The following is a 26,279-nucleotide window of genomic DNA, read 5'->3' on the forward strand; positions in this document are numbered from 1 at the left end:
TGCAGGCCCTGGTTCGTTTCGGCCGCCGAAGCGACACCCGCCGAAAGCACAAGCGCAACCGCCGCGTAAGTCATGTTCCGTTTCATCTTTTCTCTCCGTATCCTCGACTTTTCAGTCGGTTATCTGTCCGCTTCGGGTTTCCCCTTCGCTGTGAGAGTGAGATAGGCCTGTTCGAATTAATTGAAAATGGCGATGATTAAACATGACAATGCGCATTTTTGCACAGACATGCCCCCTTGAAATTTCGGCGGGGCAGATGAGGGGACGGGGCAGAGGCCCTTCCCTCGGGGGGGTGTTTCGCCTATCTAGCGGAAAACCCGAATTTCCCCGAAAGGTGCGCTGAATGGCCTCGTATCAATACGTCTATCACATGGACGGCGTCTCGAAGACCTATCCGGGCGGCAAGAAATGCTTCGAGAACATCCGCCTGAACTTCCTGCCCGGCGTGAAGATCGGCGTCGTCGGCGTCAACGGCGCCGGTAAATCGACGCTCTTGAAGATCATGGCCGGCATCGACAAGGACTTCCAGGGCGAGGCCTGGGCCGCCAAGGGCGCCAAGGTCGGCTATCTGGCGCAGGAACCGCAGCTCGATGACGCCAAGTCCGTGCGCGAGAACGTCATGGAAGGCGTCGCGGAAAAGACCGCCAAGCTCGAACGCTACAACGAGCTCGCGATGAACTACTCGGACGACACCGCCGAGGAGATGGCGCGGCTGCAAGACGAGATCGACGCCGAGAACCTGTGGGATCTCGACAGCCAGGTCGACATCGCGCTCGAGGCGCTGCGCTGCCCGCCCGACGACGCCAATGTCGCCACCCTCTCGGGTGGTGAACGGCGCCGCGTGGCGCTGTGCAAGCTGCTGCTCGAGGCGCCCGACATGCTGCTCCTCGACGAACCGACCAACCACCTCGACGCCGAGACCATCGCCTGGCTGCAAAAGCACCTGATCGAGTACAAGGGCACGATCCTGATCGTCACCCACGACCGCTACTTCCTCGACGACATCACCTCCTGGATCCTCGAGCTCGAACGCGGCCGCGGCATCCCCTACGAGGGCAACTACTCCGCCTGGCTCGAGCAGAAGGCGAAGCGGCTCGAGCAGGAAGCGCGCGAGGACAAGGCCAAGCAGAAGGTCATGGCCAAGGAACTCGAGTGGATCCGCGCCGGCGCCAAGGCGCGTCAGGCGAAGTCGAAGGCCCGTATCGCGGCTTACGAGAAGATGGCGGACCGCTCCGAGAAGGAACGGGTCGGCACCGCGCAGATCATCATCCCGAACGGCCCGCGCCTTGGTGGCAAGGTGATCGAGCTCGACGGCATCTCGAAGCATTTCGGCGACAAGCAGCTGATCGAGAACCTCTCGTTCTCGATCCCGCCGGGGGCGATCGTCGGGGTGATCGGCCCGAACGGCGCCGGCAAGTCGACGCTGTTCAAGATGATCACCGGCCAGGAGGCGCCCGACGCCGGCACCGTCACCATCGGCGAGACGGTGAAGCTCTCCTATGTCGACCAGTCGCGCGACGCGCTCGACCCGGAGAAGAACGTCTGGGAAGAGATCTCCGGCGGGGCCGAGCTGATCCAGCTCGGCGAGGCCACGGTGAACTCGCGCAGCTACGTGGGCGCCTTCAACTTCAAGGGCTCGGACCAGCAGAAGAAGGTGGGCCTGCTCTCGGGCGGTGAACGCAACCGCGTGCACATGGCCAAGCTGCTGAAATCGGGCGGCAACGTGCTGCTCCTCGACGAACCGACGAACGACCTCGACGTGGAAACGCTGCAGGCGCTGGAAGCGGCGATCGAGGATTTCGCCGGCTGCGCGGTGATCATCTCGCACGACCGCTTCTTCCTCGACCGTCTGTGCACGCACATCCTCGCCTTCGAGGGCGAGGCGCATGTCGAGTTCTTCGAAGGCAACTTCGAGGATTACGAGAACGACAAGATCCGCCGCATGGGCCCCGACGCCGCCGAGCCGAAGCGGGTGAAATACAAGAAGTTCAGCCGCTGAGCTCTGGCCGCGCCGCACCGGCGCGGCACTCCCCTGCCCTGGCCTCTGCCCGTTTCCCGCGGGCAGGGGCCTTCTCTTTTCCGGGCTCCGTCCTGCGAAAGCCCCGCGGCCCCGGATCGGAACCGCCCCCCGCTTTCTCCTTGCCGAAAAAACCTCGGGGTGAGGCCGCAGGCCGAGGGGCAGCGCCCCTTCGCCCCGCTCAGCCCCGGCGCTTCCCCCGGCCCTCGGAGAGCCAGGCCGCCACGCTCAGAAGTGCGGCAAGCGCGAGCCAGGCCCAGGCGGGCAGCACCGGGGTCACCCGGATGTCGGCCACCGCCGCCGCACCGCGCGGCGTGATGCCGATCCAGCCGCGCCCGGCGGATGGCCGCCCCTCGCGCACCATGCGCAGCGCGGGGACCCCATCCTCGAGCCGGCTCACCCCGCCGCCCGAGGCCTGCACGGCGGCGCCCAGCGGGCCGGCACTCGCGATCGTGCCCTCGAACTCGCGTGGCGAGGCGGGGCCGAGCGCCACCACCCGCTCCAGATCGCCCTGCTTCAGCCGGTAGAGCCCCGGCCCCGGCGCCTGCCAGCGCGCGCTGAACCGGCCGGGCCCCGCCTCGGTCAGCGCCAGATCCTGCGTGCTGCCATCGGGCAGCGTCACCGTGACCGGCCCCGGCGCCTCCTTCATCGTGCGCCGCGTGACGGTCAGCGACAGGCCGCCCGGCTCGACCTCGGCGATCAGCGCCTCTTCCTCGAGCTCGGGCTCCTTCATCTCCCAGTGTGCGATCCGGCGCAGGAGTTCGAGCTGCGGCCCGCCGCCCTCGAAGCCGCGATCCCACAGCCACGGGTGATCCGAGGCGAGCAGCGCCACCCGCCCCTTGCCGGCATGCGACAGCACCAGAAGCGGCTTGTCCTCGGCGCCCTTCATCACCACCTCGCCGGTGGCGTCGGTCAGCTCGATCTGCCGCAGCCAGCGGCCCCAGTGCTTCGGCCCGGGCTCGCCCTCGGGCAGCGGTGCGCCCTCGAGCCCCGCGGTCACCGGATGGCGCAGGCCAAGATCGGTCGGGCGCGGCAGATAGGCCTCGGACAGCACCCGCCCGGTCGGCCGCGCCGGCATGATCTCGCCCAAGGGCGTCTGCCACAGGCTCTCGACGGTGGCGAACTCGGGCCCGGCCGAGATCAGCACCGCGCCGCCGCGTTCGACGTAATCGCGGATATTGGCGAAATAGGCGGGCGGCAGGATGCCACGCTCGCCGTAGCGGTCGAAGATGATCAGATCGAACTCGTCGATCTTGTCGATGAAAAGCTCCTGCGTCGGGAAGGCGATCAGCGACAGTTCCGACACCGGCACGCCGTCCTGCTTCTCGGGCGGGCGCAGGATGGTGAAATGCACGAGATCGACGCCCGCATCGGATTTCAGCAGGTTGCGCCAGGTGCGCTCGCCCGCATGCGGCTGACCCGAAACGAGCAGCACCCGCAGCCGGTCGCGCACGCCGTTGATCTGCACCACCGCAGCGTTGTTGCGCGCGGTCAGCTCGCCGGGTGCGGGGGCAAGGGTGAACTGCACCACGTTCTGCCCGCCATGGTCGAGCGTCAGCGGCAGTTCCAGATCCTGCCCGACCTCGACGCGATAGCTGCGCGCATCGCCGCCGTCGATGGCGATGGAGAGGTCCGCCTCGGTCCCCGCGGCTTTCGGCACCGCGCCCTCGTCGAGCACCTTGAGCCGGATCCGCGTCTCCTCGCCGATGATGCCGAAGGCGGGGGCGGTCTCGATCAGCAGGCGGCGGTCCCAGTCCTTCGCATGGCCGGTCAGCACCAGCTGCAGCGGCGCGGGCAGCGCGGGGGCAAGCTCTGCGTCATGCGCCTGCCCGTCGGTGACGACGATGGCGCCGGCGACGCGGGCGCGCGGCTCGGCCGCCAGCGCCTCGGCGAGCGCCGCGCCGATCTGGGTGCCGGCGTTCTTCGCCCCGTCGGGCACGGTGATCCGGCGCAGCTCGGTATTGGGAAGCGCCTGCACCTCGGCCGCAAGGCGCGCCACCGCCGCATCGGTCTGTGCCGCGCGGTCGGACAGCGTCTGCGAGGCGGTCCGGTCGTCAAGCAGCAGCACGATGTCCGACAGCGGCGTGCGCTCCTCGCGCTGCAGCGAGGGCTGCGCGAGCGCGCCCAGAAGGGCGAGGGCCGCCAGCGCGCGCAGCGCCCAGCCCCGCAGCCCGCGCCACAGCGCCAGCGCCAGCAGCAACGCCGCCAGCCCCGCGCCCGCGGCAATCACCGCCCAGGGCAGCAGCGGCGCGAAGATCACCGAAAGCCCGCTCATTGCCCCAGCCTTTCCAGCAGCGCCGGCACATGCACCTGGTCGGATTTGTAATTGCCGGTCAGCACATGCATCACCAGGTTCACGCCGAAACGCCAGGCGATCTCGCGTTGCCGCTCGCCGGCCGAGCCGCGGCCGAGCGGGAACATCGGCTCGCCCACATCATCGACGGCCCAGGCCGAGGCCCAGTCATTGCCGCCGATCACCACCGGCGTCACGCCATCGTTCAGGTTGCGAAAGGGCATGCCCTCGGTCGTTTCGGCCTCGGCCGCGGCCTCGACCCAGATCGGCCCGTCATAGCGGCCGGGGAAGCTTTGCAGCAGGTAGAAGCTGCGGGTCAGCACATGGTCGGCCGGGATCGGTTCGAGCGGCGGGATCTCGAGCGGCGCGGCCAGCGCCTGCAGCCGCCGCCCGGCGTCGGTCGCGGTGCCGATGCCGGCCAGATCGGCGTCGCGGGTGTCGAACAGGATCATCCCGCCGCCGCGCAGGAAGCGGTTGAGTTTCGCATAGGCCGCGGCCGAGGGCGCGGGCTCGTCCGCCGTCACCGGCCAGTAGATCAGGGTGAAGAGCGCCAGATCGTCGGTCTCGAGGTTCAGCTCCATCGGCGCCGAGGGTTCGACCGTGGTGCGCCGGGTCAGCACCTGCGTCAGCCCGCGCAGCCCCGCCATCGACACCCGGTCGATCGCCGCATCCCCGGTCGGCACATAGGCGAGGACAACGTTCGAGGCGGCCTCGACCGCCCGGTCGATCGGCATGGTGTCCTCGGCGCGGGCCAGCGGCGCAAGGCCGAGGGCGGCCACCAGAACCAGCACCGCCGTGCCCGCGCGCGGGCCGCGCAGCCGGCCGGCCAGGGCGAGCGAGGCGAGGATGTCGATCAGCAGCGCCAGCAGCGCCGCCGCCAGCAGCGCGCCCTTGAGCGGCATCTGCCGCGGCGCGGCCAGCCCCTCGAGCGTCACGCCAAGCGGCCAGCTGGCCGGCGCCAGCACCCGCCCGCGGGCGAGCGCATCAAGCGCGACACTGCGGTCATCGGCGGCATAGATCCCGGGTGGCAGGTCGGGGCCCGGCGTCGCCTCGGCCAGCACCTCGCCCGCCACACCCGCGGCGGCCTCGGCGGTCTCGATCCGGCCGAAGCCATCGAGCCGCTTCACCGGCACCCAGGTGCGGCCGGCAAGATCGGCGGCCGTGGGGGCGGCGGTGCGGCTTGACACGGCGAGGCGGTCGAGCATCTGCGGGAACAGGCCCGAGAGCGGCAGGTTCGACCAGTCGGCATTCGCGGTGACGTGGAACAGCACCACCTCGCCCGCGCCAAAGGCCGCGCGGGTGACGAGCGGCGTGCCATCGGCCAGCGCGGCGATGGTGCGCTCGGCAAGTTCGGGGCCGGGCTCGGCCATCACCTGCTCGCGCACCGTCACATCCTCGGGCACGGCGAGGCCCGCGAAGGGCGAGGCCTCGGGGAAAGGCGCCAGACGACGCGGCTCGCCCCAGCTCATCGTGCCGCCGACCGAGCGCCCGCCCTGCCGCAGCCGCACCGGCAGCAGGACATCGCCCGCGGTGTCGGCCGCAGCCATGCGCGGGCCGGCGAACCGGATCAGCAGCCCGCCCTTCTCGACCCAGTCGGCCAGCGCATCGGCCTCGGCCACCTCGCCGACATCGGCCAGGATCACCACGTCGGGGTTGGCCACCAGCGCGTCTTCCAGCGTGCCCTCGATCAGGTCGGCGGTCGGCGCCAGCGCCTGATGCAGGTAATGCAGCGGCGACAGCAGTTCGAGCCCCTCGCGCGGTGCGGCGGCGGAAATCAGCGCCACCTTGCGCCGCTTCACCGCGTCATCGGTCAGGCTGACGGCACCGGCCGAGCGGATGCCGGCAATCTCGAAACGGGCGACGCGGTTGCGCAGCTCGGGCGGCAGGTCGAAACGGGCCACGGCCTCGGTCGCGTTTTGCGGGTGCACCGTCTCGCGCGCCAGTTCCCGCTCGATCCCCGAAGGGTCGGGGCCGATCGCGGCGATCTCGTAATCGCCCGAGACCGGGGTCGCGGACAGAAGCGGCAGCGAGACCACCCGCCCCTCGACCGTCGCGGGGCCAAGCGCCAGCACCGGCGTGCCCGGCTGCCAGACCCGCAGCGCGCCGCGCGCGGTGAGGGCGGCGACCAGCCCGGCGCGCCCGGCACGGTCAAGCCCGTCCGAGAGCCACAGCGTGTCGAAGCGCCCGGCAGGCAGGATCTTCGCCGGGTCGAGATCGGGCGAGGGCTCCCAAGGCTGCGGGGCAAGGCCGGGCAGGCCGGCCTCGAGGTCGGCGGCATTGACGAAGGCGGGCGGCGCGGGCGGCGGATCGGCGAGCGAGATCAGCGCCACCGGGCGCCCGGCCGCCGCGGCCTCGGTCAGCGCGCGCGAGATCCGCTCGAGCCGGCGCGGCCAGTCGCGGGCCGAGGGCCAGCCGCCATCCTCGACGATCAGCAGCGGCCCCTGCCCCGGCGCGACCGGCACCGGGTGCAGCACCGGCCCGGCAAAGCCGAGGATCGCCGCAGCAAGCGCCGCCATGCGCAGCGCCAGAAGCCACCAGGGCGTGCGCTCGGCCTGCACCTCCTCGTCGGCAAGACCGGCGAGCAGCGCCACCCCCGGGAAACGGCGGCGCACCGGCGCGGGCGGTGTCGCGCGCAGCACGAACCACAGGATCGGCAGCGCCGCGAGGCCGAGCAGCAGCCAGGGCGCGGTGAAGCCGAGAGGGCCGAAGATCGTCATCCCCGCCCCCGTTCCAGCGCCGCATGCAGCCACAGAAGCGCCGCCTCGGGCGCCGTCGCGGTGCGGTGGGTCGAGAATTGCCAGCCCGCCTCGGCCGCCATCCGGGCCAGACGGTCGCGCCGCTCGGCCAGCCGGGCGCGGTAGCGGGCACGCAGGTCCGCGGCCTCGCGCGTCTCGTGGCGCAGCCCGCCGCCCATCGATTCGAAGATGGTGCGACCGTCGAAGGGGAAATCCTCCTCGGCCGGGTCGAGGATCTGCAACATCACCCCGGTCACGCCGCGATCGGCGAGCGTGCCCAGCGCCGCCGCAATCGCCTCGATATCGCCGAAGAAATCGGACAGGAACACCGCCCGCCCCTGCGCGGCGATCCCCGCGACCTCGGGCGTGCCGTAATCGGGGCCTAGGGCGGTGTCGTCGCCCAGGAGCGTGGCGAGCGTCATCAGCTGCGCCCGGCCCGGGCGCGGCGGGGCGAGCGGGCCGGTGAGCCCGACCCGTTCGCCACCCCGCACCGCGAGCACGGCAAGCGCCAGCGCGAGCAGCCGGGCGCGCGCGCCCTTGGTCGGGCGCGCGCCCCGCCCCGAGGGGGCGCCGGTGAAGCGCATCGAGGCCGAACCGTCGACCCAGAGCGACAGCGACTGCGCCAGCTGCCATTCCCGGTCGCGCACGAATTGCGTATCCGACCGCGCCGAGCGGCGCCAGTCGACGAAGCGCGCGGCATCGCCCGAATGGGCCGGGCGGTATTGCCAGAACTCCTCGCCCGGGCCGGCGCGGCGCCGGCCGTGGCCGCCCATCTGCACCGTGGCCGCCAGCCGTTCGGCCGCGACCAGAAGCGCAGGCAGCGCGCCCGCCGTCCGCTCTGCCTCGCGGCGCAGCGACAGCGCGGCGATCTCGGGGCCGGGAAGGCTCACGCAGCCGCCTCGATCTCGATCCCGGTCACCTCGGCCGCGACGCGGGCGATCACCTGCGACAGGGTCTCGCCGCGGGCGCGGGCGGCAAAGCCGAGCGCCATGCGGTGGCTGAGCACCGGACGAGCGAGCGCCACGACATCCTCGACCGAGGGGGCGAGGCGGCCGTTCAGCAGCGCCCGCGCCCGCACCGTCAGCATCAGCGCCTGCGCCGCGCGCGGACCGGGGCCCCAGGCGAGGGCCTCGCGCACCACCGGCAGCGCCTCGGGCTCGCCCGGGCGGCAGGCGCGGACAAGATCGAGGATCGCCTCGACCACGCTTTCGCCGACCGGCATCCGCCGCACCAGCGCCTGCGCGGCGATCAGCTCCTCGGCCGAGAAGACGCGGATCGCCTCGGCCTCGGTCGCGCCGGTGGTGGCCAGCAGGATCTCGCGCTCGGTGTCGCGGGTCGGGTATTCGACGTCGACCTGCACGAGGAACCGGTCAAGCTGCGCCTCGGGCAGCGGATAGGTGCCCTCCTGCTCGATCGGGTTCTGCGTCGCAAGCACGTGGAAGGGCGGCCCGAGCGGGCGATGCACGCCGGCGACCGTCACTTCACGCTCCTGCATCGCCTGCAGCAGGGCGGATTGCGTGCGCGGGGAGGCGCGGTTGATCTCGTCGGCCATCAAGAGCTGGCAGAAGACCGGGCCCTCGAGGAAACGGAAGGCGCGGCTGCCGTCGGGCGCGGTCTCGAGCACCTCGGAGCCGAGGATGTCGGCGGGCATCAGGTCGGGGGTGAACTGGATCCGGCCCGGGTTCAGCCCCATCACCGTCGCAAGCGTGTCGACGAGCATCGTCTTGCCGAGCCCCGGCAGGCCGACAAGCAGCGCGTGCCCGCCCGAGAGCATCGCGGCCAGCACCAGCTCGACCACCCGTTCCTGGCCGATGAAGCGGCGGTTGACCGAGGCCCGCGCCGCACCGAGCCTGGCGCCCAGGCGCTCGATTTCGCTCACGAGGTCTTCGGTCATGACAGTGGCTCCCTTCGGCGATATGGTCATCTGAACAGATATCCGCCCACGACCCAATCGCAAAGAGCCGATGACCGAGACCGACGCCTCACAAAAGACCGTGAAAGCCCCGAGTGCCGAGGGCATCGCCGCCGCCGCGACGCAGGCGCATCGCAAGGGGCCGCCGCCCGTGCACCTGTGGAACCCGCCCTTTTGCGGCGATATCGACATGGAAATCCGCCGCGACGGCACCTGGTTCTATCTGGGCACGCCGATCGGACGGGCGCCGCTGGTCAGGCTCTTCGCCTCGATCCTGAAGCTCGAAGACGGGAAATACTTCCTCGTCACCCCGGTCGAGAAGGTCGGCATCCGCGTCGTCGACGCGCCTTTCGTCGCCGTCGATTGCGAGGTCTCGGGCACCGGCGCCGATCAGGCACTGACTTTCACCACGAATGTCGGCGATGTGGTCACCGCGGGGCCCGAGCACAGGATCCGCGTCATCCGCGCGGCCGATGGCGAACCCAGCCCCTACATCCACATCCGCCGCGGGCTCGAGGCGCTGATCGACCGCAAGACCTTCTACCGCCTCGTCGAGATCGCCACCCCCGCCCCGTTCGAGGGCGAGGACTGGCTGGGTCTGACCTCGCGGGGGGAGTTCTTCCCGATCATCCCGATGGCGGAGCTGAGCGAGGGCTGAGCGCCCGGCCGGTCACGGGTGGAGGGCACGGGTCAGGCGCAGCCGCCCGCCGCCGCCTGATCGGCGCAGCCGGCGGCACGGGTCTCGGGTTCGAGCGTGGCGTGGCGGATGTCGAAATCGGCGGCGAGCATCGCCTTGGCCCGGGCGATGGTCGCGGCGTAATCCGCCCCCTCGGCCAGCACCAGATGCGCCTCGAGCGCGTCGCGCTTTTCGTCGAGCGCCCAGATGTGCAGGTGATGCACGCCCTCGACCCCCTCGATCGCGGCAAGGCGGGTGGCGACGTCGCCGCAATCGCATTCGGGCGGGGCACCCAGCATCAGGATGCGCAGCACCGGCCGGATCTCGCCCGCGACATGCCACAGGATGATCGCCGAGATCGCGATGGTCAGCACCGGGTCGACGAGGCGGAAATCCCACAGCAGGATCATCACGCCGCCGACGATCACCGCGACCGAGGCGCCGGCATCGGCGAGGTTGTGCAGGAAGGCGGCACGGATGTTCACGCTGTCCTTCGCCAGGCTGAAGGTCAGCGCCGCGGTGCCGAGGTCGATGACGAGGGCGAGAAGCGCCAGCCAGACCACCGGCCAGCCCGCGACCTCGGGCGGGTTCGCCAGACGGCCCGCGGCCTCGGCCAGAAGCCACAGCGCCACGAGGATCAGCGCGACATAGTTCACCAGCGCCGCCACCACCTCGGCCCGGTCCCAGCCGAAGCTCATCTCGGGGCTTGGCCCCCGCCGCGCGAGGCGACGCGCGCCGAAGGCAAGGACCAGCGCCGCCGCATCCGAGAAGTTGTGCACGCCGTCCGCGATCAGCGCGACGGAATCGGCAAGCCAGCCGCCAAGCACCTGCGCGACGGTCAGCAGGACGTTGATCGCCACCGCCCAGACCACCAGCCGGTCGCCCATCTCGGCGCTCAGGTGGTGGTGCCCGTGGTCGTGGGAATGGCCGTGGTCGTGGGTGTGGTCATGCGGCATGGGGAGGTCCGGTGCTGGCGCCGCCCGGGGGCGGACGGCCGGCCCATCCTTGCGCCGCGCGCGGCCGGGGTCAATGCGCCTCGGCCCAGCTTGCCCCCTGCCCCGCCTCGACCACCAGCGGCACCGAGAGCTTCACCACCGGCTCGGCCGCGCCCTCCATGATGTCGCGCGCGGCGCGGATCAGCCGCTCGACATCGGCCTCGGCCACCTCGAAGATCAATTCGTCGTGCACCTGCAACAGCATCGTCGCGTCAAGCCCGGCGATCGCCGCCGGCATCCGGATCATCGCACGACGGATGATGTCGGCCGCCGCGCCCTGAATGGGCGCGTTGATCGCGGCGCGCTTGGCAAAGCCCGCCCGCGGCCCCTTGTCGTTGATCTCGGGGGTGTGGATCTTGCGCCCGAACAGGGTGCGCACGAAGCCGTTCTCCCTGGCGAAGGCAATCGTGTCGTCCATGTAGGCGCGGATGCCCGGGAAACGCTCGAAATAGCGGTCGATGAAGGCCTGCGCCTCGGCCCGCGGGATGCGCAGGTTGCGCGCAAGGCCGAAGGCCGAGATGCCGTAGATCACCCCGAAGTTGATCGCCTTCGCCTGCCGGCGCACCATCGGGTCCATGCCCTCGATCGGCACGCCGAACATCTCGGAGGCGGTCATCGCGTGGATGTCGAGCCCGTGGTGGAAGGCCTCGCGCAGGGCGGAGATGTCAGCCACATGGGCAAGGATGCGCAGCTCGATCTGGCTGTAGTCGAGCGAGACGATCCGCCGGCCCTCGGGCGCCACGAAAGCCTCGCGGATGCGCCGCCCCTCGTCCGAGCGGACCGGGATGTTCTGCAGGTTCGGATCGGTCGAGGCGAGGCGGCCGGTGTTGGCACCGGCGATGCTGTAGGAGGTATGCACACGCCCGGTGTCGGGGTTCACATGGCCCTGCAGCGCGTCGGTATAGGTCGATTTCAGCTTCGAGATCTGCCGCCAGTCGAGCACCTTTGAGGCGAGCCGTGCGGCCTGCGGGTTGGTGTCCTCGAGCGTGGTGATGTCCTCGAGCACGTCGGCGCCGGTCGACCAGGCACCGGCCTTGCCGCGCGAGCCGCCCTCGACCCCCATCTGCTCGAACAGGATCTCGCCCAGCTGCTTCGGCGAGCCGACGTTGAAGGGCTGCCCCGCCACCTCCTGGATCTCGGCCTCGAGCCCGGCCATGCGCTGCGCGAAGACGTTGGACATGCGGGCGAGCACCGCGGTGTCGACCTTCACCCCCGCCATCTCCATCTCGGCCAGCACCGGCACCAGCGGGCGCTCGAGCGTCTCGTAGACGGTGGTCACCTCGGCGCGGTGCAGCATCGGTGCGAAACGGCGCCAGAGCCGGAAGGTGATGTCGGCATCCTCGGCCGAATAGGGCACGGCCTTGTCGATCGCGACCTTGTCGAAGGTGATCTGCGCCTTGCCCGAGCCAAGAAGCTCCTTGATCGGGATCGGGGTGTGGCCGAGGTATTCCGCGCTCAGCGCATCCATGCCATGGCCGTGCAGGCCGGCGAACATCGCATAGCTCATCAGCATGGTGTCGGCGATCGGGGCGACGCGGATGCCCTGCCGGGCAAAGATCTTCCAGTCGTATTTCATGTTCTGGCCGATCTTCAGCACGGCCGCGTCCTCGAGCACGGGCTTGAGCAGCGCCAGCGCCACGGCCGGGTCCATCTGCCCCTCGGCCCGTTCGACCCCGCCGAAGAGGTCGTCGCCGCCGCTGCTGTGGCCAAGCGGCACATAGGCCGCCCGCCCCGCCGCGGTGGCAAGCGACACGCCGACCAGATCCGCCTGCATCTCGTCAAGCGAGGTGGTCTCGGTATCGACGGCCAGAACGCCCGTCGCGCGCGCCTCGGCAAGCCATGTGGCCAGCGTTTCGCCGTCGCGGATGCAGACATAGGCCGTGGTGTCGAAGGGCGCCTCGGGCGCGGCGGCAGGGGCCACGGCGGCGGCGGGGGCCGCGCCATTGCCCCAACGCTCGGCCGCCGCCTCGGGAGCCGAGGCCGGCGCCGCGACCGGCGCCTCGACTCCGAACTTGTCCGCCACGCGCTTCGTCAGGGTGCGGAATTCCATCCGGTTCAGGAAGTCGATCAGCGCCGCGGGCTCGGGGTCCTTCACCTCGAGATCGTCGAGGGTGAAATCGAGCGGCGCGGCATCGTCGAGGGTGACAAGCCGCTTCGAGATCCGGATCTGGTCGGCGAAGTCGATCAGGGTCTGGCGCCGCTTGGGCTGTTTCACGTCTTCGGCGCGGGCGAGCAGCGTCTCGACATCGCCGTATTCCTGGATCAGTTGCGCCGCGGTCTTGATGCCGATGCCGGGCGCGCCCGGCACGTTGTCGACCGAATCGCCGGCAAGCGCCTGCACGTCGACCACCTTCTCGGGCGGCACGCCGAATTTCGCCTCGACCTCCTCGGGTCCGATCGTCAGGTTCTTCATCGCGTCGAGCATCTCGACGCCGCCGCCGACCAGCTGCATCAGATCCTTGTCGGAGGAGATGATGGTGACGCGCCCGCCCGCCTCGCGCGCCTGGCGGGCAAGGGTGGCGATGATGTCGTCGGCCTCGAACCCTTCCATCTCCTTGCAGGCGATGTTGAAGGCACGCGTCGCCTCGCGGGTCAGCGGGAATTGCGGGCGCAGATCCTCGGGCGGCGGCGGCCGGTTCGCCTTGTATTCGGGGAAGATCTCGGACCGGAAGGTCTTCGAGGAATAGTCGAAGATCACCGCCGCATGGGTCGGCGCATCGCCGTTCTTGGCATCCTCGATATAGCGGAAGACCATGTTGCAAAAGCCCGCGACGGCGCCCACCGGCAGCCCGTCCGACTTGCGGGTGAGCGGCGGCAGCGCGTGATAGGCGCGGAAGATGAAGGCAGAGCCGTCGATCAGATGCAGGTGGCAGCCTTTGCCGAAAGCCATGGGGTCCCTCCGTTCAGGCCCCCGTTGTGCCACAGCCGGGCCCGCCCCGAAACCCGAAACGGGACCGCAAATGCGAACGGGCGGCCCGAGGGCCGCCCGCATGCGCGCGAAGATGCGTCAGGCTCAGTGGCCCGATTGCGCATGCTCGCGGTCGATCACGTATTTCTTGTCGCAATAGGGGCATTCGACCCAGCCGCTGTCGTGCGGGATCGTCAGCCAGACGCGCGGATGGCCAAGCGCACCCTCGCCGCCGTCACAGGCGACCTTCCAGCTGGTCACGACTTGCGTCTCGGGGGCGTCGGGGGCGGTTGCGGTCATCTGCGGCTCCGTGGAATGCGGCGCTGGCGCGCCTTTGGCGGCATATTAGCGATTGCCGGGAACGGGGCAAGGGGCCCCGCGCCCGCCCTGCCCCTCAGTCGAGGTCGAGCATCCGGCCGAGCGAGCGGCCGCCAAGGATGTGCAGGTGGAAATGCGGCACTTCCTGCACGCCGTTCTCGCCCGCATTGGTGATCGCACGGAAGCCCTTGCCGCCGTCCTTCACCGCGATCTCGAGCATGTCGCAGACCTTGGCGCAGGCGCGGGTGAAGTCGATGATCTCGGCGTCCGAGGCCTCGGCGCAGAAATGGTCATAGGTGACATAGGGCCCTTTCGGGATCGCCAGCACATGCACCGGCGCCTTCGGCGCGATGTCGCGGAAGACGAGCGTGTGCTCGGTCTCCAGCACGGTGTTGTTCGGGATCTCGCCGCGCAGGATGCGGGCGAAGATGTTGTTCGTATCGTAGACGTAAGCCACGGGTCTCTCCTCAGTCGACGAACAGATAATGGGTCGCCGCGATGTCCTGCGCAACCTCGGGCTCGATGTTCAGGAAGCGCGCGAGCGGCGGCGCGTTCTCCTCGCTCGGCACGCTTTCGCGCATCCGCACGAACATCGGGAAGCGCGCGTCGCGCATCCGGTCGCTCTCGAATTTCAGATCGAAGCGGATCGTCGGCAAGAGCCGGTCGATCACGTCCTGTGGCGTGCTGTCGCCGGCCAGGCCGATGCGGCGGGCGTGGCCGATCAGGTACTCGTCGGTGAAGTCGCATTCGATCTCGAGGATGCGCACCGTCGCCTTGTCGGACACGAAATCCTGCATCATGTCGAAATCTGCCGGGTCGACGCAGATGATCAGCTTGTCGGTGCGGAAATAGTCGAACAGCATCCGCACCAGCGCCCGCCGGTGCCGGTTGCGCTTTTCCACCGTGCGCTCGATACCGCCGAGGTCGGGCAGCCCGCCCTCCTCGTGGAACAGGTATTCGACCGCGGGAATGCCGGTGCGCAGGCGGATCTGCTCGAGCAGCCGCTTCGCCACGTGCCATTTCTTGCACACCACCATCATCAGCGTGCGCTCGCGCCCGAGGCTCGATTCCGTCTCCCAGAAGCGGGGGGCAAAGCGGCGCCCGATGCGGCCGCGGCCGGTCAGGAACTTGTAGAGCGACCGCCCCTCGTTCGAGATCGGGAAGGTGACGCCGGTCTTCGTCCACAACTCGCCAAGCCGCTGCTTGAGCTCGAGCGCATCGGCGCTGATCTTGCGGGCAAACAGGAAGTCCTGCGCCAGCAGCAGATCATAGTGATCGTTGTAGAAGGTCACCGGCATGCCGTAGTCGGTGAACATCAGGAAGGTGAGCGTCCGGGTGCGGATCTCCTTCTCGGGCACGACATGGCGCACGATGGTCTGGAAGAAGGTCTCGTCGGGGATCCAGGTGGTGCGGAAGAAACGCATCACATCGGGTCGCTCGGTGCAGAAGGCGAGAACCGCCTCGACCGTGTGGCGGCGCAGGCACCACCATTGCGAGCCGATCATCATCTGGATGTCCTCGGGCACCGCGCGGGTCAGGCCGAGCGCCTTCTGCAGCTCGAAGCTGCGGTAGAACAGCCAGCTTTGCGTGCGTTCGTTGAAGAAGTGGCGATAGATCAGCCGCTCTTCCTTGATCCCGGTCTTGATCCAGTCCGAGGCGAAGAAGTCGAAGCTCTCGATATAGTCGACATCGGTCGCATCGAGGAAGGCATGGGCGAATTCGGCGGTCTTGATCTGCATGCAGTCGCCCGAGAGCATGTAGAAATGCGTGGCCTCGGGAAAGGCCTCGACCGCGGCCTTCACCGCCTCGAGCGTGGCGGCGACAAGGCTCCACTCGCCCCAGCCGCATTTCAGCCGCTTCGCCGCGAAGGTGACGGACGGGTTGTCGGCCAGCGCCGTGCGGATCTTCTCGAAATCGGCGGGCTTGGCGCGGGCGTCGAAATGGATCGAAACGTAATCGCCGGTCGCTGTCAGCCGCTGCGCCTGCCCGATGATCCCGTCCGGGTCCTTGTGGGTCAGCAGAATGAAGGCGATTTTAGCCATAACAGAAACAGTTCTTTCGCCGATTACGCGCTATCTGCCTTGATACCGTCAAAGAACATTGAAAAGACAGAGGTTCTTTGATCTTTAGTGACTAAATATTTCGGCGATGACGTCAAGATGACGCCCGGCCGTTCAAGGAGGCAGATCGAATGGGTTTTCCAGGAACGTGGATGACGGAAAGCGAAAGCGTCGTCTACCGGGTGGTCCCGAAATGTGCCTGCTCGTCGATCGGGCAGATCATGTTCTACTCCGACCACGGCCGCTTCTTCGATGGCGACATCCATGATTCGACCTCCGGGCTGCACAAGTGGTCGCAGGAGGAAAGCCAGAAGCTGATCGAGCGGAACGTGAAGGGGCACAAGAGCTATGCCTTCACCTGCGTGCGCAACCCCTATGCCCGGCTGCTCAGCTCATTCTTCGACAAGATCGCCGGCATCCAGCGCAACGGCAAGCGCTATCGCGGCAATCTGGTGCCGCAGCTGATCCAGAAATACGGCATCGAGGTCGGCACGCCCGAGGACAATTTCGAATTCGACCAGATCAAGTCGTTCCGCCGCTTCCTGCTGTTCGCGCGCGACACTATCCGCTGGCGCCGGCCGATGGAGCCCGACATCCACTGGTCGGCGATGTCGGGGCATATCTCGACCTTCATCGTGAACGGCGGGCGCTACGACAACATCTTCTTCACCGAGAAGTTCAACGAAGGCATGCAGTCGGTGCTCGACCACATCACCACGCCGGTGCCGGTTGATCTGGCGAAAGTGCCGAAGTTCAACGAATCGGAAGGCCACGGGCCGAAGCGCGCGCACAAGGTCAGCGAATATTTCGACGACCTGTCGCGCCATCTGATCTGGGAGATCTACAAGAAGGACTTCCAGCTCTTCCGCTACGATTTCGACGACCCCGACAACAAGTATCCGCTGGGCGAGGTCGATCTCGAGGAAGTCCACGCCAAGCTCGGCGACTGAGCCTGTCCCGGCTCAGGCCGGCACGGCGGTGAACAGCACCTGCCCCCGCGGCAGGCGCATCGTCTCGCGCGTGGCGATCCAGCCGGTCTGCGCGGCAAAGCCGTGCACATCCGCCTCGAGCAGGTGATAGGGCGGACGGATATCGTGGGTGACGACGCCGTCGGGCTGACGGTAGGGGCGCGCCGCGGTCACCGCATCGGGGGCAAGGAAGACGGTGAACAGGAACCGTTCGAGCCGCGAAAACCGCCGCAGCCCGGTCATCGCGCGCCGCAACATCGCCATCGGCAGATGCGGGAAGACGGCGAAGGCGATGGCGTGGGTGATGGTGTCGGGCACGCCCGGAAAGTCGAAGCGCGCATCCTCGATCAGCTGCGACGGATCGAGCCTGGCGGGATCAGCCAGTTCCGCCGCATGCCCCGCCAGCAGGATCGCGCGCGAGGCATCCGTCGCCCAGTAATGGCCCGGCTCGAGATAGGGCACCGCCTTGCAGCCAAGCCGCAGCGAGCCCGCCCCGATGTCGAGAAGCGTGTGCCCGGGCAAGAGCCCCGCCGCCCGCAGCGCGACCATCTGCGCCTCGCCGGTCTCGTCCCAGCGGCCGCCGACGATCTCGCGGTGGCGCCCGCGCGCCAGCTCGCGCGCATAGAAGGCGTCGTCATAGGGCGAGGCGGCCATGCTCCCTGCCCCGCTCAGATCAGGCCCTTCGCCCGGAACAGCGCCTTGATGTCGCTTTCGGGGCGCGCGCCGTAATGGCTGATGACCTCGGCCGCGGCGATGCAGCCCATGGCGCCCGCCACCTTCAGGCTCTGCCCGGTGGCATAGCCATAAAGGAAGCCCGCCGCGAACTGGTCGCCCGCCCCGGTCGCATCGACCGGCACGACGCGATGCACCGGCACCTCGACCCGCTCCTCGCCGCGGATCAGCACCACATCGGCGCCCGAGCGGGTGCACACCACCAGCCCGCACTCCGCCGAGGCCTGCGCCAGCGCCGTCTCGAGATCGGTCTGATAGAGCGATTCCCACTCGTGCTGGTTGCCGATGACGTAATCCATCTCCTCGGCCACCAGACGGCGGAAGCTCGCGCGGTGACGGTCGACGCAGAACGGGTCTGACAGCGCGATCCCCGCCTTGCCGCCGCCGCGGTGGCAGCCTTGCGCCGCCTTCAGGAACGCCGCCTTGCCGTAGTCCTTGTCGAAGAGATAGCCCTCGAGGAACAGGATCTCGGTGTTCTCCACCACCTCGAGCGGCACGTCCTCGGTCGAGACCTCGGCCGAGATGCCGAGATAGGTGTTCATCGAGCGCTCGCCATCCGGGGTGACGAAGATCATCGAGCGCGAGGTCGGCAGCTCGGCCGCGGCGACCGGCGGGTTCGGAAAGCCCGTGCCCTCACCCTGCAGCGCCGCCTCGTAGAAGCGGCCAAGCGCATCGTCGCGCACCCGTCCGATGAAGGCGGTGTTCAGACCGAGGTTGCCAAGCCCGGCGATGGTGTTGCCGACCGAGCCGCCCGGCGCCTGCGTGCGCTCGCGCATCGCGGCATAGAGCACCTCGGCGCGCTCGCGCTCGATCAGCTGCATGATGCCCTTCTCGATGCCCATCAGCTCGAGGAAGCTGTCGTCGCATTGCGCGATGACGTCGACGATGGCGTTGCCGATGCCGACAACCTGATAGTTCTTCACGCGGTTTTCTCCTCGAAGGCGCACAGGTCGCGGATCAGGCAATCGGCGCAGCGCGGCTTGCGCGCGGTGCAGATATAGCGGCCATGCAGGATCAGCCAGTGATGTGCGTGTTGCTGGAATTCGACGGGCACGTTGTCCTCGATCGCGCGCTCGACGGCGTCGACATCCTTGCCCGGACAGATGCCGGTGCGGTTGCCGATGCGGAAGATATGCGTGTCGACCGCCTGCGCCGGATAGTGGAACCACATGTTCAGCACCACATTCGCGGTCTTGCGCCCGACCCCGGGCAGGCTCATCAGCGCGGCGCGCGAGGACGGCACCTCGCCGCCGAAACGCTCGACGAGGATCGCGCTGAGCTTCATCACGTTCTTCGCCTTCTGCCGGAACAGGCCGATGGTCTTGACGTGCTCGATCAGCCCCTCCTCGCCGAGGGCGAGCATCTTCTGAGGCGTGTCGGCGATCGGGAACAGGCTGCGGGTGGCCTTGTTCACGCCCACATCCGTCGCCTGCGCCGAGAGCGCCACGGCAACAAGCAGGGTGAAGGCGTTGGTGTGCTCGAGCTCCCCCTTCGGGTGGGGCTCGGCCGCCTGGAACCGGCGGAACACCTGCTGCATGGTCTGATAGTCGAACTGGCGTGCCATGCCCCCTTCTGCCCGCCCCGCCCCGCGCCGGCAAGGGGACTGTGTGCCGGCCCCGAATTTTCGCGCCAAAGGGGGGCCGTTAACCCGGTATTTCCTCTGTTGCGCGAAGATCGGCAGAGAATCAGAGCGCAACGCGGCAGGAGAAGAGGATGCAGGTTGGCTACCCGGTATCGGCGCTCAGCCTCGACCCGCAACGCGGGGTCTGGTCGCTGTCTCCCGATTTCGACCCCGGCACGATGCTGTGGCATCTGGTGCAGGGCGAGGATGGGGCCGAGCTGCGCGACGCCCTCGGTTGCACCGTCACCCGCGGCACCGCCTCGGCCGACCTGCCGCAGCTGCTGTGCTCGCTCGACGGGCGCGTGCTGCGGCTCGAACGGATCGACATCGACGGGCTGCCCAGCCTGTTCGTGACCTCGGAACCGCTCGTCCCCGGGGCGGACTATGCCGTGCTGCCGCAACCGAGCACCGCCGGCCGCGCCGCCGGGCCGGCAGAGATCGCCCGCCTGCCCGCCCTCGGCCCCGGCACGATGATCGCGACCGCCGACGGGCCGCAGCCAATCGACTGGCTGCGCCCGGGGGACATGATCCTGACGCGCGACAACGGGCTGAAACCGCTTCTCTGGCTCGGCCATCACGTCATGCCGCTGCGCGCCCCCACATCCTCGCGCCCGCTGCGGATCGCCGCCGCGGCCTTCGGCCCGACCCACCCCGAGCACGAGACCATCGCCTCGCCGGGGCTTGGCATCCTGCTCGCGGGGGCCGAGCTGAAATTCTGGTTCACCGAGGGCGAGATGTTCGGCCGCCTGGCCGAGATCTGCACCGCGCCGCATGCCGAAGGGCGGCAGTCGCTCTACACCCTGCTGTTCGAGGCGCCCGAAATCGTTCTGGCGAACGGAATCTGGGTCGGATCCGTGCAGTTCGACGCCGCCTATGCCGCGCTGCTGCCGGCCGAGCTGCGGGCAAACCTGCGCCCCCATCTGGACGCGGCCCATGTGCACCCGGCGCGGTCCTGGCTCGAACGCTGGGAGGTGGAGATGTTCTGCCGCGCCCGCAACGCCCGGCGGCGGGTGATCGCCGCCTGAGGCGCGAATGCGCAGCTTTCGGGTCGCGTCCGGACCGGCTGCCGGGCTAGGATCGGGCATTCCGCCCCGTCGCTGAGCGAGCCCGCCGATGCCCGACACCGTCCTCTCCCCCTCCCTGACCGACGCCGATGCCGAGGCGCAGCGGCAGGATTATCACTATCGCGTCATCTCGCGCGCCCTGCACGAGATCGACGCCGCCCGGGCCGAGGCGGCGGCGGGCGGCCAGCGGCGCGAACTGCCGTTGACCGATCTGGCTGCCCGGCTCGGCTTTTCGCCGGCGCATTTCCAGCGCGTCTTCTCGGCCTGGGTCGGGGTCTCGCCGAAGCGCTATCAGCAATATCTGTCGCTCGATCTCGCGCGGGAGCTGCTGGCCGAACGCCTGCCGCTTGACGAGGTCGCCGCGGGCGCAGGGCTTTCCGGCCCGTCGCGACTGCATGACCTGCTGCTTCGCTGGGAGGCGATGACGCCCGGCGAATTCGCCGCCGGCGCCGCCGGGCTGACGATCCGCTGGGGCCGCTTCCCCTCCCCCTTCGGCGAGGCGCTGGCCTTTGCCACCGAGCGGGGGCTGTGCGGCCTTGCCTTCACCGCCGAGACCGGCTTTGATGCGGCCTTCGCCGACATGGCGGCGCGCTGGCCCGGCGCCACGCTGCGCGAGGAGGCCGAAGCCATCCGCCCCTGGGTCGAGGCGGCGCTTGGTGGCGCGGGCGAAGCGTCGCTCACGCTGATCGGCGCGCCCTTCCAGATCAAGGTGTGGGAGGCCCTTCTGGCCATCCCCTCGGGCGAGGTGACGACCTATTCCGCGATCGCCGCACAGATCGGCTCTCCCGCGGCGGTGCGCGCCGTCGGCACCGCGATCGGGCGCAACCCGATCAGCTATCTGATTCCCTGCCACCGCGCGCTGCGCAAGTCGGGCGGGCTTGGCGGGTATCACTGGGGCCTGCCGGTCAAGCGTGCGATGCTGGCGCGCGAGGCGGCGCGGCGCGAGGCCGGCATCCCCCCGGCGCAACTGTGCCTCGCCCAGAAGTGATGGGCGAAGAACCGCCACCCGCGCAGATCGGATGGAACAAAACCCGGGGGATCGCGTAGAACGGGGAAGACGCCTCAAGGGCGCATTCCCACGCGAGAGCACGGACATGAAGAAGAACATCCCCTTCCTCGTTGCGGCCACCGGCCTGATCGGCCTGACCGCCTGCACCGACACCTACGGCCCGAACTACAACGCCTCGACCGACCCGAACGCCAACCGCAACTCCGGCGCGATCACCGGCGCGCTCATCGGCGGCGTTTTCGGCGCGACCCGCCGCGGCGACGACAAGCTGGCCAAGGCCGCGACCGGCGCCATGATCGGCGGGCTGATCGGCGGCGCGATCGGCAACCAGCTTGACAAGCAGGCGCAGGAGCTGCGCCGCGACCTCGACACCAACGGCGTCTCGGTGGTCAATACCGGCTCGCAGCTGATCGTCACCATGCCGCAGGATGTGCTGTTCGCCACCGACAGCTCGGTCGTGCGCGCCGATCTGCAGCGCGATCTCTACACCCTCGCGGGCAGCCTGAACCGCTATCCGAACACCACGGTCGAGGTGGTGGGCCACACCGACAACACCGGCGACGCAAGCTACAACCAGCGCCTGTCGCAGCAGCGCGCCGATTCCGTCGCGCAGATCCTGATCGGCGCCGGCGTGCCGCGCTCGCGCCTCGTCGCCTATGGCCGCGGCGAGGATCAGCCGATCGCCTCGAACCTCAGCGTCGAGGGCCGCGCACAGAACCGCCGGGTCGAGTTCATCATCCGCCCGAACAACTGAGCGGCAAGACCGCGCGACCAAAGGCCGGGGCCCTCCCCGGCCTTTTTGCTGTGATTCCCATTGCCGGGCTCCGGATGTGGTCATACATCTTGACCAACGGGGGGAAGAAATGCCGTTCCAGAAGATCGAATCCGAAAAGCTCGCCTCGGCCGTCGTGCGCCAGATCGAAGGCCTGATCCTGCAGGGAATCCTGCGCCCGGGCGAACGCCTGCCGTCCGAGCGCGAGCTGTCGGAGCGCCTTGCGGTCTCGCGCCCCTCGCTGCGCGAGGCGGTGGCCGAGCTGCAGGAGGAGGGCCTTCTGACCACCCGCGCGGGCTCCGGCATCTTCGTCGCCGACGTGCTCGGCTCGGCCTTCTCGCCGGCGCTGATCCGGCTCTTTGCGCGCGACGAGCAGGCCGTCTTCGACTACCTCTCGTTCCGGCGCGACCTCGAGGGGCTCGCGGCCGAACGCGCCGCACGGCTCGCCTCGGACACCGACCTGCGGGTGATCGACACGCTCTTCCAGCGCATGGAAGCGGCGCATGCCAAGCGCAACCCGGCCGACGAGGCGGCGCTTGATGCGCAGTTCCACATGGCGATCATCGAGGCGGGGCACAATGTCATCACCTTGCACATGATGCGCGCGATGTTCGATCTGCTGCAGGAGGGCGTGTTCTACAACCGCCAGGTCATGTTCCGCAATCGCCCGACCCGCGACGCGCTGCTCGAACAGCACCGCGCGATCAATGCGGCCATCCAGGCACGTGACGGGGCGGCGGCCCGCGCCGCCGTGGCCGATCACATGGAATTCGTCGAGAAGGCGCTGACAGAGCAACGCAAGGCCGAGCGCCACGAGACTCTGGCCCAGATGCGGCTGCGCCACGAGGCCGAGAAGGCGGGCTGAGCCCCTGCCCCGGCTTCAGACATGAAAAAACCCGGCCTTGCGGCCGGGTTTTCAATTTTCCCAAGGCAGGTCTCAGTTGAGACGCGCCTGCACCTCGGAGATCGCAGTGTCGATCAGCCCGGCCTTGCGGTCAGGCGTCATCTGGCCGGCAAGCACTTCGGCCGCGGCGGCGATCGCCACCTGAACGGCACGGTCCTTGACGTCCTTCAGCGCCGAAGCCTCGGCCGAAGCGATCTGCTCCTCCGCCGCCTTCAGACGCCGCGCGATCGAAGCCTGCAGCTCGGCCTTGGCCACGTCGGCCGCCGCCTGCGCGTCGCGCTTCGCGGCCACCACGATGCCCTCGGCCTGCGCCTGGACTTCACGCGCCTTGCGCTCGTAGGAGGCAAGGATCGACTGCGCTTCTTCACGCAGCGCACGGGCTTCGTCGAGTTCCGACTTGATCGTGTCCGCGCGCTTGTCGAGCAGGGAGCCGAGCAGCGCCGGAACCTTGAACTTGACGATGATCGCCACGAACAGAAGGAAGGCGATCAGCACCACGAAGTTCGGGTTGCGCAGCGAGAAGAACGGCCCTTCCTCGGAAGCGAGCGCCGGCGAGGCCGCGAGGATGAAGAGAAGCGTAAGTTTCTTCATGATCTCAGCCTTTCACGCGTGCGCCAACGGCCGTGGCCAGAGCCCCGGTGTCAGCCTGCCCGCCAAGAGCGACGACGATCTCGGCCGCGGCATCGCGCGCGACGGCTTCCACCGCCTCGAGCGCCCCGGCGCGGATCTCGTTGATCCGGGCTTCCGATTCCGTGGCGCGCTTGGCGATCTCGGTATCGGCCTTGGCGGTCGCCGCGTCGAGGTCCTTCTGGATCTCGGCCTTGGTCTCCGCGATGATCTTCTGAGCCTGGGCCCGGGCATCCGCGAGCGCCTTTTCATAGGCGGCCTCGGCGTCCTTCGCCTTCAGCTTGTAGTCCTCGGCGGCGGCAATGTCGCCGGCGATGGTGCTCTGGCGATCGGCCAGCACCGCGGAGATCCGCGGCAGGGCGATGCGCGAAAGCATCCAGTAGATCACGACCAGCGCGACGCAGAGCCAGAAGATCTGGTTCGGGAAGGTCGAAAGATCAAGCTGCGGCATCGGCACGGCGGCCGCGGCACCATGCGCCGCATCGGTCGCCATCTCGGCCACTTGCTGTTCAGTTTCCATGTCGTCCCCCTGGACCCTCAGATAACCGGATGGGCCCGCGTGCGGACCCATCCGACCGAAAGGATTGGATCAGGGATCAGACCGCGAACAGCAGCAGCAGGGCGACGAGGAACGCGAAGATGCCCAGAGCTTCGGCGAAGGCCATGCCGATGAACAGCGTGGCGGTCTGGCCGGCGGCGGCCGACGGGTTGCGCAGCGCGCCGTTCAGGAAGTTACCGGCGACGTTGCCAACACCCATGGCGGCGCCCGCCAGGCCGATGCAGGCCAGGCCCGCGCCGAGGTATTGACCGAATTCCGAGATGCTGCCTTCCATTGGGATGCTCCTTAGGGATTGAAAGGTTTAAAAGGGTCTCTCTGCGGTCCGGGCCTCAGTGGCCCGGGTGCAGCGCGTCCTTCAGGTAGACGCAGGTGAGGATGGTGAAGACGTAGGCCTGCACGAGGGCCACGATCACTTCGAGCCCGTACATCGCGGTGACCGCGAGAACCGACAGCGGGGTGACCAGCACGCCGACGGCGGCCGACATCAGGATCACCGGCGCGAAGCCCGCGAAGACCTCGATCACGGCGTGGCCGGCCATCATGTTGCCCGCAAGTCGGATCGAGTGGCTGACCGGACGCACGAAGTAGGAGATCACCTCGATCACCGCGAGGATCGGGCGCAGCGCGAGCGGCGCCGAGCTGACCCAGAACAGGCCGAGGAAGTGGGTGCCGTTCTTGACGAAACCGACGACGGTCACGGTGACGAAGACCAGGATCGCCAGCACGCCGGTGACGGCGATATGGGCGGTCGGGGTGAAGGAAAGCGGGATCAGGCCGAGGAAGTTCGAGAAGACGATGAACAGGAACAGCGTGAAGATGTAGGGGAAGAACTTCAGCCCGTCCTTGCCGGTCACATCCTCGACCATCTTGTGGATGAAGCCATAGACGAGCTCGGCGAGCGACTGCATCCGCGACGGGATGATCGCACGGCCACGGGTGCCGACGACGAGCAGCAGCGCCATGCAGATCAGGCCGATCGCCATCCACAGGGTGACGTTGGTCGGCGTGTACCAGTGGATCGGCCCCTCCCCGAACAGGGAATGGATCTTGAAAGGTTCCATCGGATGGAACGCCAGACCTTCGCTCGCTTCTTCCGCCACGTCTATTTTCCCTCTGCATCGGCGGCCGGGGCCACCGCATGTGCCTTCTTGTTCATCTCTTCGGCGGAACGGATCACGACCCGGATCCCCGCCACAAGACCAAGGAGCGTGAACACCAGCATCAGCCAGGGCTTCGTTCCCGCGAGCGCGTCGAGCCCAAATCCGATGCCGAAGCCGATCCCCAGCCCCGCAACCATCTCGATGACCATGCGCCACGCCATGTCGGCCTGACGGAACTTGTCATCCGCCGCGGGTTTCGGCGCCTTTTCCTTGCGCAACTCGGCCAGGCGACGTTCCAGCGCCACCAGGCGCTCGGGATCGTGCTCGTCCGAGGGACGGTCGGTCATAGGCTTCCCCCGCAACAACTCCGGGCCTTGATAGACTTCACCGCCCTGTGAGTCAACGCCGTTAGCGCCTGTCAGGATGCTCCGCAACCCATTGTTCCGAAAGCATTTCCAGAATCAATTTCCACCCTGATGCCGGCCCAGCCCGCCGCAGTGCGGAAATCGCATATTCAACCTTCCGGTTGACGTTTTTGCCCCCTCGCCGCATCACTGGCCCATGAGCACCCCGGCCACCGCCCCCCTCGACGCCGTCTTCGCCGCGCTGGCCGACCCCACGCGCCGCGCGATCCTGACCATGCTGCTCGAGGATGACATGGCGGTCACCGATGTCGCCGAGCCCTTCGAGATGTCGCTCGCCGCGATCTCGAAACACCTCGCGATCCTCGCCGAGGCCGGTCTGATCTCCCAGGAAAAGCGCGGGCGGGTAAAATGGTGCAAGCTCGAACCGGCGGCGATGGCCGGCGCGATCACCTGGATCCAGAGCTTCGGTCAGCTCGAGCCGATCGACCTCGACGCCTTCGAGCGCTTCCTCGAGACGGAATTGCGCGACGTGGAGGGCGCGGAGGAGGCGCTGCCCCCTCGGCCCTGACGGGCCTCACCCCCGGGATATTCGGAGCGGGTGAACCGGCCGCAGCCCGGGAGGGGGGCAGACAGCCCCCCTGCCC

At 68.7% G+C, this 26,279-nt stretch carries 25 protein-coding genes; 8 read left to right on the forward strand and 17 right to left on the reverse strand.

The genetic code is table 11. The annotated features are described in order from the left end of the window. Positions 1-343: 343 nt before the first annotated feature. Positions 344-1,999, forward strand: coding sequence for an energy-dependent translational throttle protein EttA (gene ettA, locus DYS74_RS11325; protein ID WP_121533810.1), 1,656 nt, complete (start codon positions 344-346; stop codon positions 1,997-1,999). A 199-nt stretch (positions 2,000-2,198) separates the two neighbouring features. On the opposite strand, the gene DYS74_RS11330 is transcribed toward ettA, so the two are convergent. Genes DYS74_RS11330 through DYS74_RS11345 form a run of 4 tightly spaced genes read right to left on the reverse strand, consistent with a single transcriptional unit; the run spans position 2,199 to position 8,939 of the window. Next, positions 2,199-4,292 (reverse strand): hypothetical protein, encoded by a 2,094-nt coding sequence (locus tag DYS74_RS11330; RefSeq protein ID WP_121533811.1) that lies wholly within the window; start codon positions 4,290-4,292, stop codon positions 2,199-2,201. After that, positions 4,289-7,027 carry a DUF4159 domain-containing protein gene (locus DYS74_RS11335; RefSeq protein WP_121533812.1) on the reverse strand — a complete coding sequence of 913 codons (2,739 nt, stop codon included), beginning with the start codon at positions 7,025-7,027 and terminating at the stop codon, positions 4,289-4,291. The genes DYS74_RS11330 and DYS74_RS11335 overlap by 4 nt, the downstream gene beginning before the upstream one ends. Next, positions 7,024-7,935, reverse strand: a complete 912-nt coding sequence (locus tag DYS74_RS11340) for a DUF58 domain-containing protein (RefSeq protein WP_245965269.1) — start codon at positions 7,933-7,935, stop codon at positions 7,024-7,026. The genes DYS74_RS11335 and DYS74_RS11340 overlap by 4 nt, the downstream gene beginning before the upstream one ends. Further along, positions 7,932-8,939 carry an AAA family ATPase gene (locus tag DYS74_RS11345; RefSeq protein WP_121533813.1) on the reverse strand — a complete coding sequence of 336 codons (1,008 nt, stop codon included), beginning with the start codon at positions 8,937-8,939 and terminating at the stop codon, positions 7,932-7,934. The genes DYS74_RS11340 and DYS74_RS11345 overlap by 4 nt, the downstream gene beginning before the upstream one ends. A gap of 70 nt (positions 8,940-9,009) precedes the next feature. Between DYS74_RS11345 and DYS74_RS11350 the strand changes: the two genes are divergently transcribed. Then, on the forward strand, positions 9,010-9,615 hold the full coding sequence (locus tag DYS74_RS11350; protein WP_121533814.1) for a DUF1285 domain-containing protein: 606 nt from the start codon (positions 9,010-9,012) through the stop codon (positions 9,613-9,615). A gap of 32 nt (positions 9,616-9,647) precedes the next feature. Here the strand turns inward: DYS74_RS11350 and DYS74_RS11355 are convergent, their stop codons facing one another. From DYS74_RS11355 to DYS74_RS11375, 5 genes are all read right to left on the reverse strand, one after another. After that, a complete protein-coding gene (locus DYS74_RS11355; protein ID WP_121533815.1) occupies positions 9,648-10,589 on the reverse strand; it encodes a cation diffusion facilitator family transporter in 942 nt (313 codons plus the stop codon). Positions 10,590-10,659: 70 nt separating this feature from the next. Next, entirely contained in the window at positions 10,660-13,518 is a 2,859-nt protein-coding gene (gene polA, locus DYS74_RS11360; protein WP_121533816.1) for a DNA polymerase I, read from the reverse strand. A 123-nt stretch (positions 13,519-13,641) separates the two neighbouring features. Next, entirely contained in the window at positions 13,642-13,836 is a 195-nt protein-coding gene (locus DYS74_RS11365; protein ID WP_121533817.1) for a zinc-finger domain-containing protein, read from the reverse strand. 94 nt (positions 13,837-13,930) lie between these two features. Continuing rightward, positions 13,931-14,311: an HIT domain-containing protein gene (locus DYS74_RS11370; RefSeq protein WP_121533818.1), complete on the reverse strand. Its 381-nt coding sequence runs from the start codon at positions 14,309-14,311 to the stop codon at positions 13,931-13,933. Between the two features lie 10 nt (positions 14,312-14,321). Further along, the gene (locus tag DYS74_RS11375) at positions 14,322-15,896 is read right to left on the reverse strand and encodes a DUF5928 domain-containing protein (protein ID WP_121533819.1); all 1,575 of its coding nucleotides are present in this window, start codon (positions 15,894-15,896) and stop codon (positions 14,322-14,324) included. A 149-nt stretch (positions 15,897-16,045) separates the two neighbouring features. Here DYS74_RS11375 and DYS74_RS11380 point away from each other — a divergent pair, with 149 nt between their 5' ends. Then, positions 16,046-16,864, forward strand: a complete 819-nt coding sequence (locus DYS74_RS11380) for a sulfotransferase family protein (protein WP_121533820.1) — start codon at positions 16,046-16,048, stop codon at positions 16,862-16,864. Between the two features lie 12 nt (positions 16,865-16,876). On the opposite strand, the gene DYS74_RS11385 is transcribed toward DYS74_RS11380, so the two are convergent. From DYS74_RS11385 to nth, 3 genes are read right to left on the reverse strand one after another with little or no spacing between them, the layout of a single operon-like run. Then, complete coding sequence (locus DYS74_RS11385; RefSeq protein WP_121533821.1) at positions 16,877-17,536, reverse strand: class I SAM-dependent methyltransferase; 660 nt, start codon at positions 17,534-17,536, stop codon at positions 16,877-16,879. A gap of 14 nt (positions 17,537-17,550) precedes the next feature. Further along, positions 17,551-18,537 carry an adenosine kinase gene (locus tag DYS74_RS11390; RefSeq protein ID WP_121533822.1) on the reverse strand — a complete coding sequence of 329 codons (987 nt, stop codon included), beginning with the start codon at positions 18,535-18,537 and terminating at the stop codon, positions 17,551-17,553. Then, positions 18,534-19,178 (reverse strand): endonuclease III, encoded by a 645-nt coding sequence (nth, locus tag DYS74_RS11395; RefSeq protein WP_121533823.1) that lies wholly within the window; start codon positions 19,176-19,178, stop codon positions 18,534-18,536. The genes DYS74_RS11390 and nth overlap by 4 nt, the downstream gene beginning before the upstream one ends. A gap of 149 nt (positions 19,179-19,327) precedes the next feature. On the opposite strand from nth, the gene DYS74_RS11400 reads away from it, so the two are divergent. The 4 genes from DYS74_RS11400 (at position 19,328) to DYS74_RS11415 (ending at position 22,945) form a co-directional block, all read left to right on the forward strand. Beyond that, positions 19,328-20,260 carry a Hint domain-containing protein gene (locus DYS74_RS11400; RefSeq protein WP_121533824.1) on the forward strand — a complete coding sequence of 311 codons (933 nt, stop codon included), beginning with the start codon at positions 19,328-19,330 and terminating at the stop codon, positions 20,258-20,260. A gap of 115 nt (positions 20,261-20,375) precedes the next feature. Continuing rightward, positions 20,376-21,287, forward strand: coding sequence for a methylated-DNA--[protein]-cysteine S-methyltransferase (locus DYS74_RS11405; protein WP_183077515.1), 912 nt, complete (start codon positions 20,376-20,378; stop codon positions 21,285-21,287). 106 nt (positions 21,288-21,393) lie between these two features. Continuing rightward, entirely contained in the window at positions 21,394-22,062 is a 669-nt protein-coding gene (locus DYS74_RS11410; RefSeq protein WP_121533826.1) for an OmpA family protein, read from the forward strand. A gap of 109 nt (positions 22,063-22,171) precedes the next feature. Continuing rightward, positions 22,172-22,945, forward strand: coding sequence for a FadR/GntR family transcriptional regulator (locus tag DYS74_RS11415; protein ID WP_121533827.1), 774 nt, complete (start codon positions 22,172-22,174; stop codon positions 22,943-22,945). A gap of 72 nt (positions 22,946-23,017) precedes the next feature. On the opposite strand, the gene DYS74_RS11420 is transcribed toward DYS74_RS11415, so the two are convergent. The 5 genes from DYS74_RS11420 to DYS74_RS11440 form a co-directional block, all read right to left on the reverse strand. After that, a complete protein-coding gene (locus tag DYS74_RS11420) occupies positions 23,018-23,575 on the reverse strand; it encodes a F0F1 ATP synthase subunit B (protein ID WP_121533828.1) in 558 nt (185 codons plus the stop codon). Positions 23,576-23,579: 4 nt separating this feature from the next. Then, positions 23,580-24,131 carry a F0F1 ATP synthase subunit B' gene (locus DYS74_RS11425; RefSeq protein WP_394342957.1) on the reverse strand — a complete coding sequence of 184 codons (552 nt, stop codon included), beginning with the start codon at positions 24,129-24,131 and terminating at the stop codon, positions 23,580-23,582. A gap of 76 nt (positions 24,132-24,207) precedes the next feature. Further along, entirely contained in the window at positions 24,208-24,444 is a 237-nt protein-coding gene (locus DYS74_RS11430; RefSeq protein WP_113899546.1) for a F0F1 ATP synthase subunit C, read from the reverse strand. Positions 24,445-24,499: 55 nt separating this feature from the next. Then, positions 24,500-25,270: a F0F1 ATP synthase subunit A gene (locus tag DYS74_RS11435; protein ID WP_245965270.1), complete on the reverse strand. Its 771-nt coding sequence runs from the start codon at positions 25,268-25,270 to the stop codon at positions 24,500-24,502. Between the two features lie 2 nt (positions 25,271-25,272). Continuing rightward, positions 25,273-25,617 carry an AtpZ/AtpI family protein gene (locus tag DYS74_RS11440; protein WP_121533830.1) on the reverse strand — a complete coding sequence of 115 codons (345 nt, stop codon included), beginning with the start codon at positions 25,615-25,617 and terminating at the stop codon, positions 25,273-25,275. Between the two features lie 214 nt (positions 25,618-25,831). On the opposite strand from DYS74_RS11440, the gene DYS74_RS11445 reads away from it, so the two are divergent. Then, positions 25,832-26,203, forward strand: a complete 372-nt coding sequence (locus DYS74_RS11445) for an ArsR/SmtB family transcription factor (protein ID WP_121533831.1) — start codon at positions 25,832-25,834, stop codon at positions 26,201-26,203. Positions 26,204-26,279 lie beyond the last annotated feature (76 nt).

This window comes from Paenirhodobacter hankyongi, assembly GCF_003664585.1.
In the GTDB taxonomy this organism is placed as follows: domain Bacteria; phylum Pseudomonadota; class Alphaproteobacteria; order Rhodobacterales; family Rhodobacteraceae; genus Rhodobacter; species Rhodobacter hankyongi.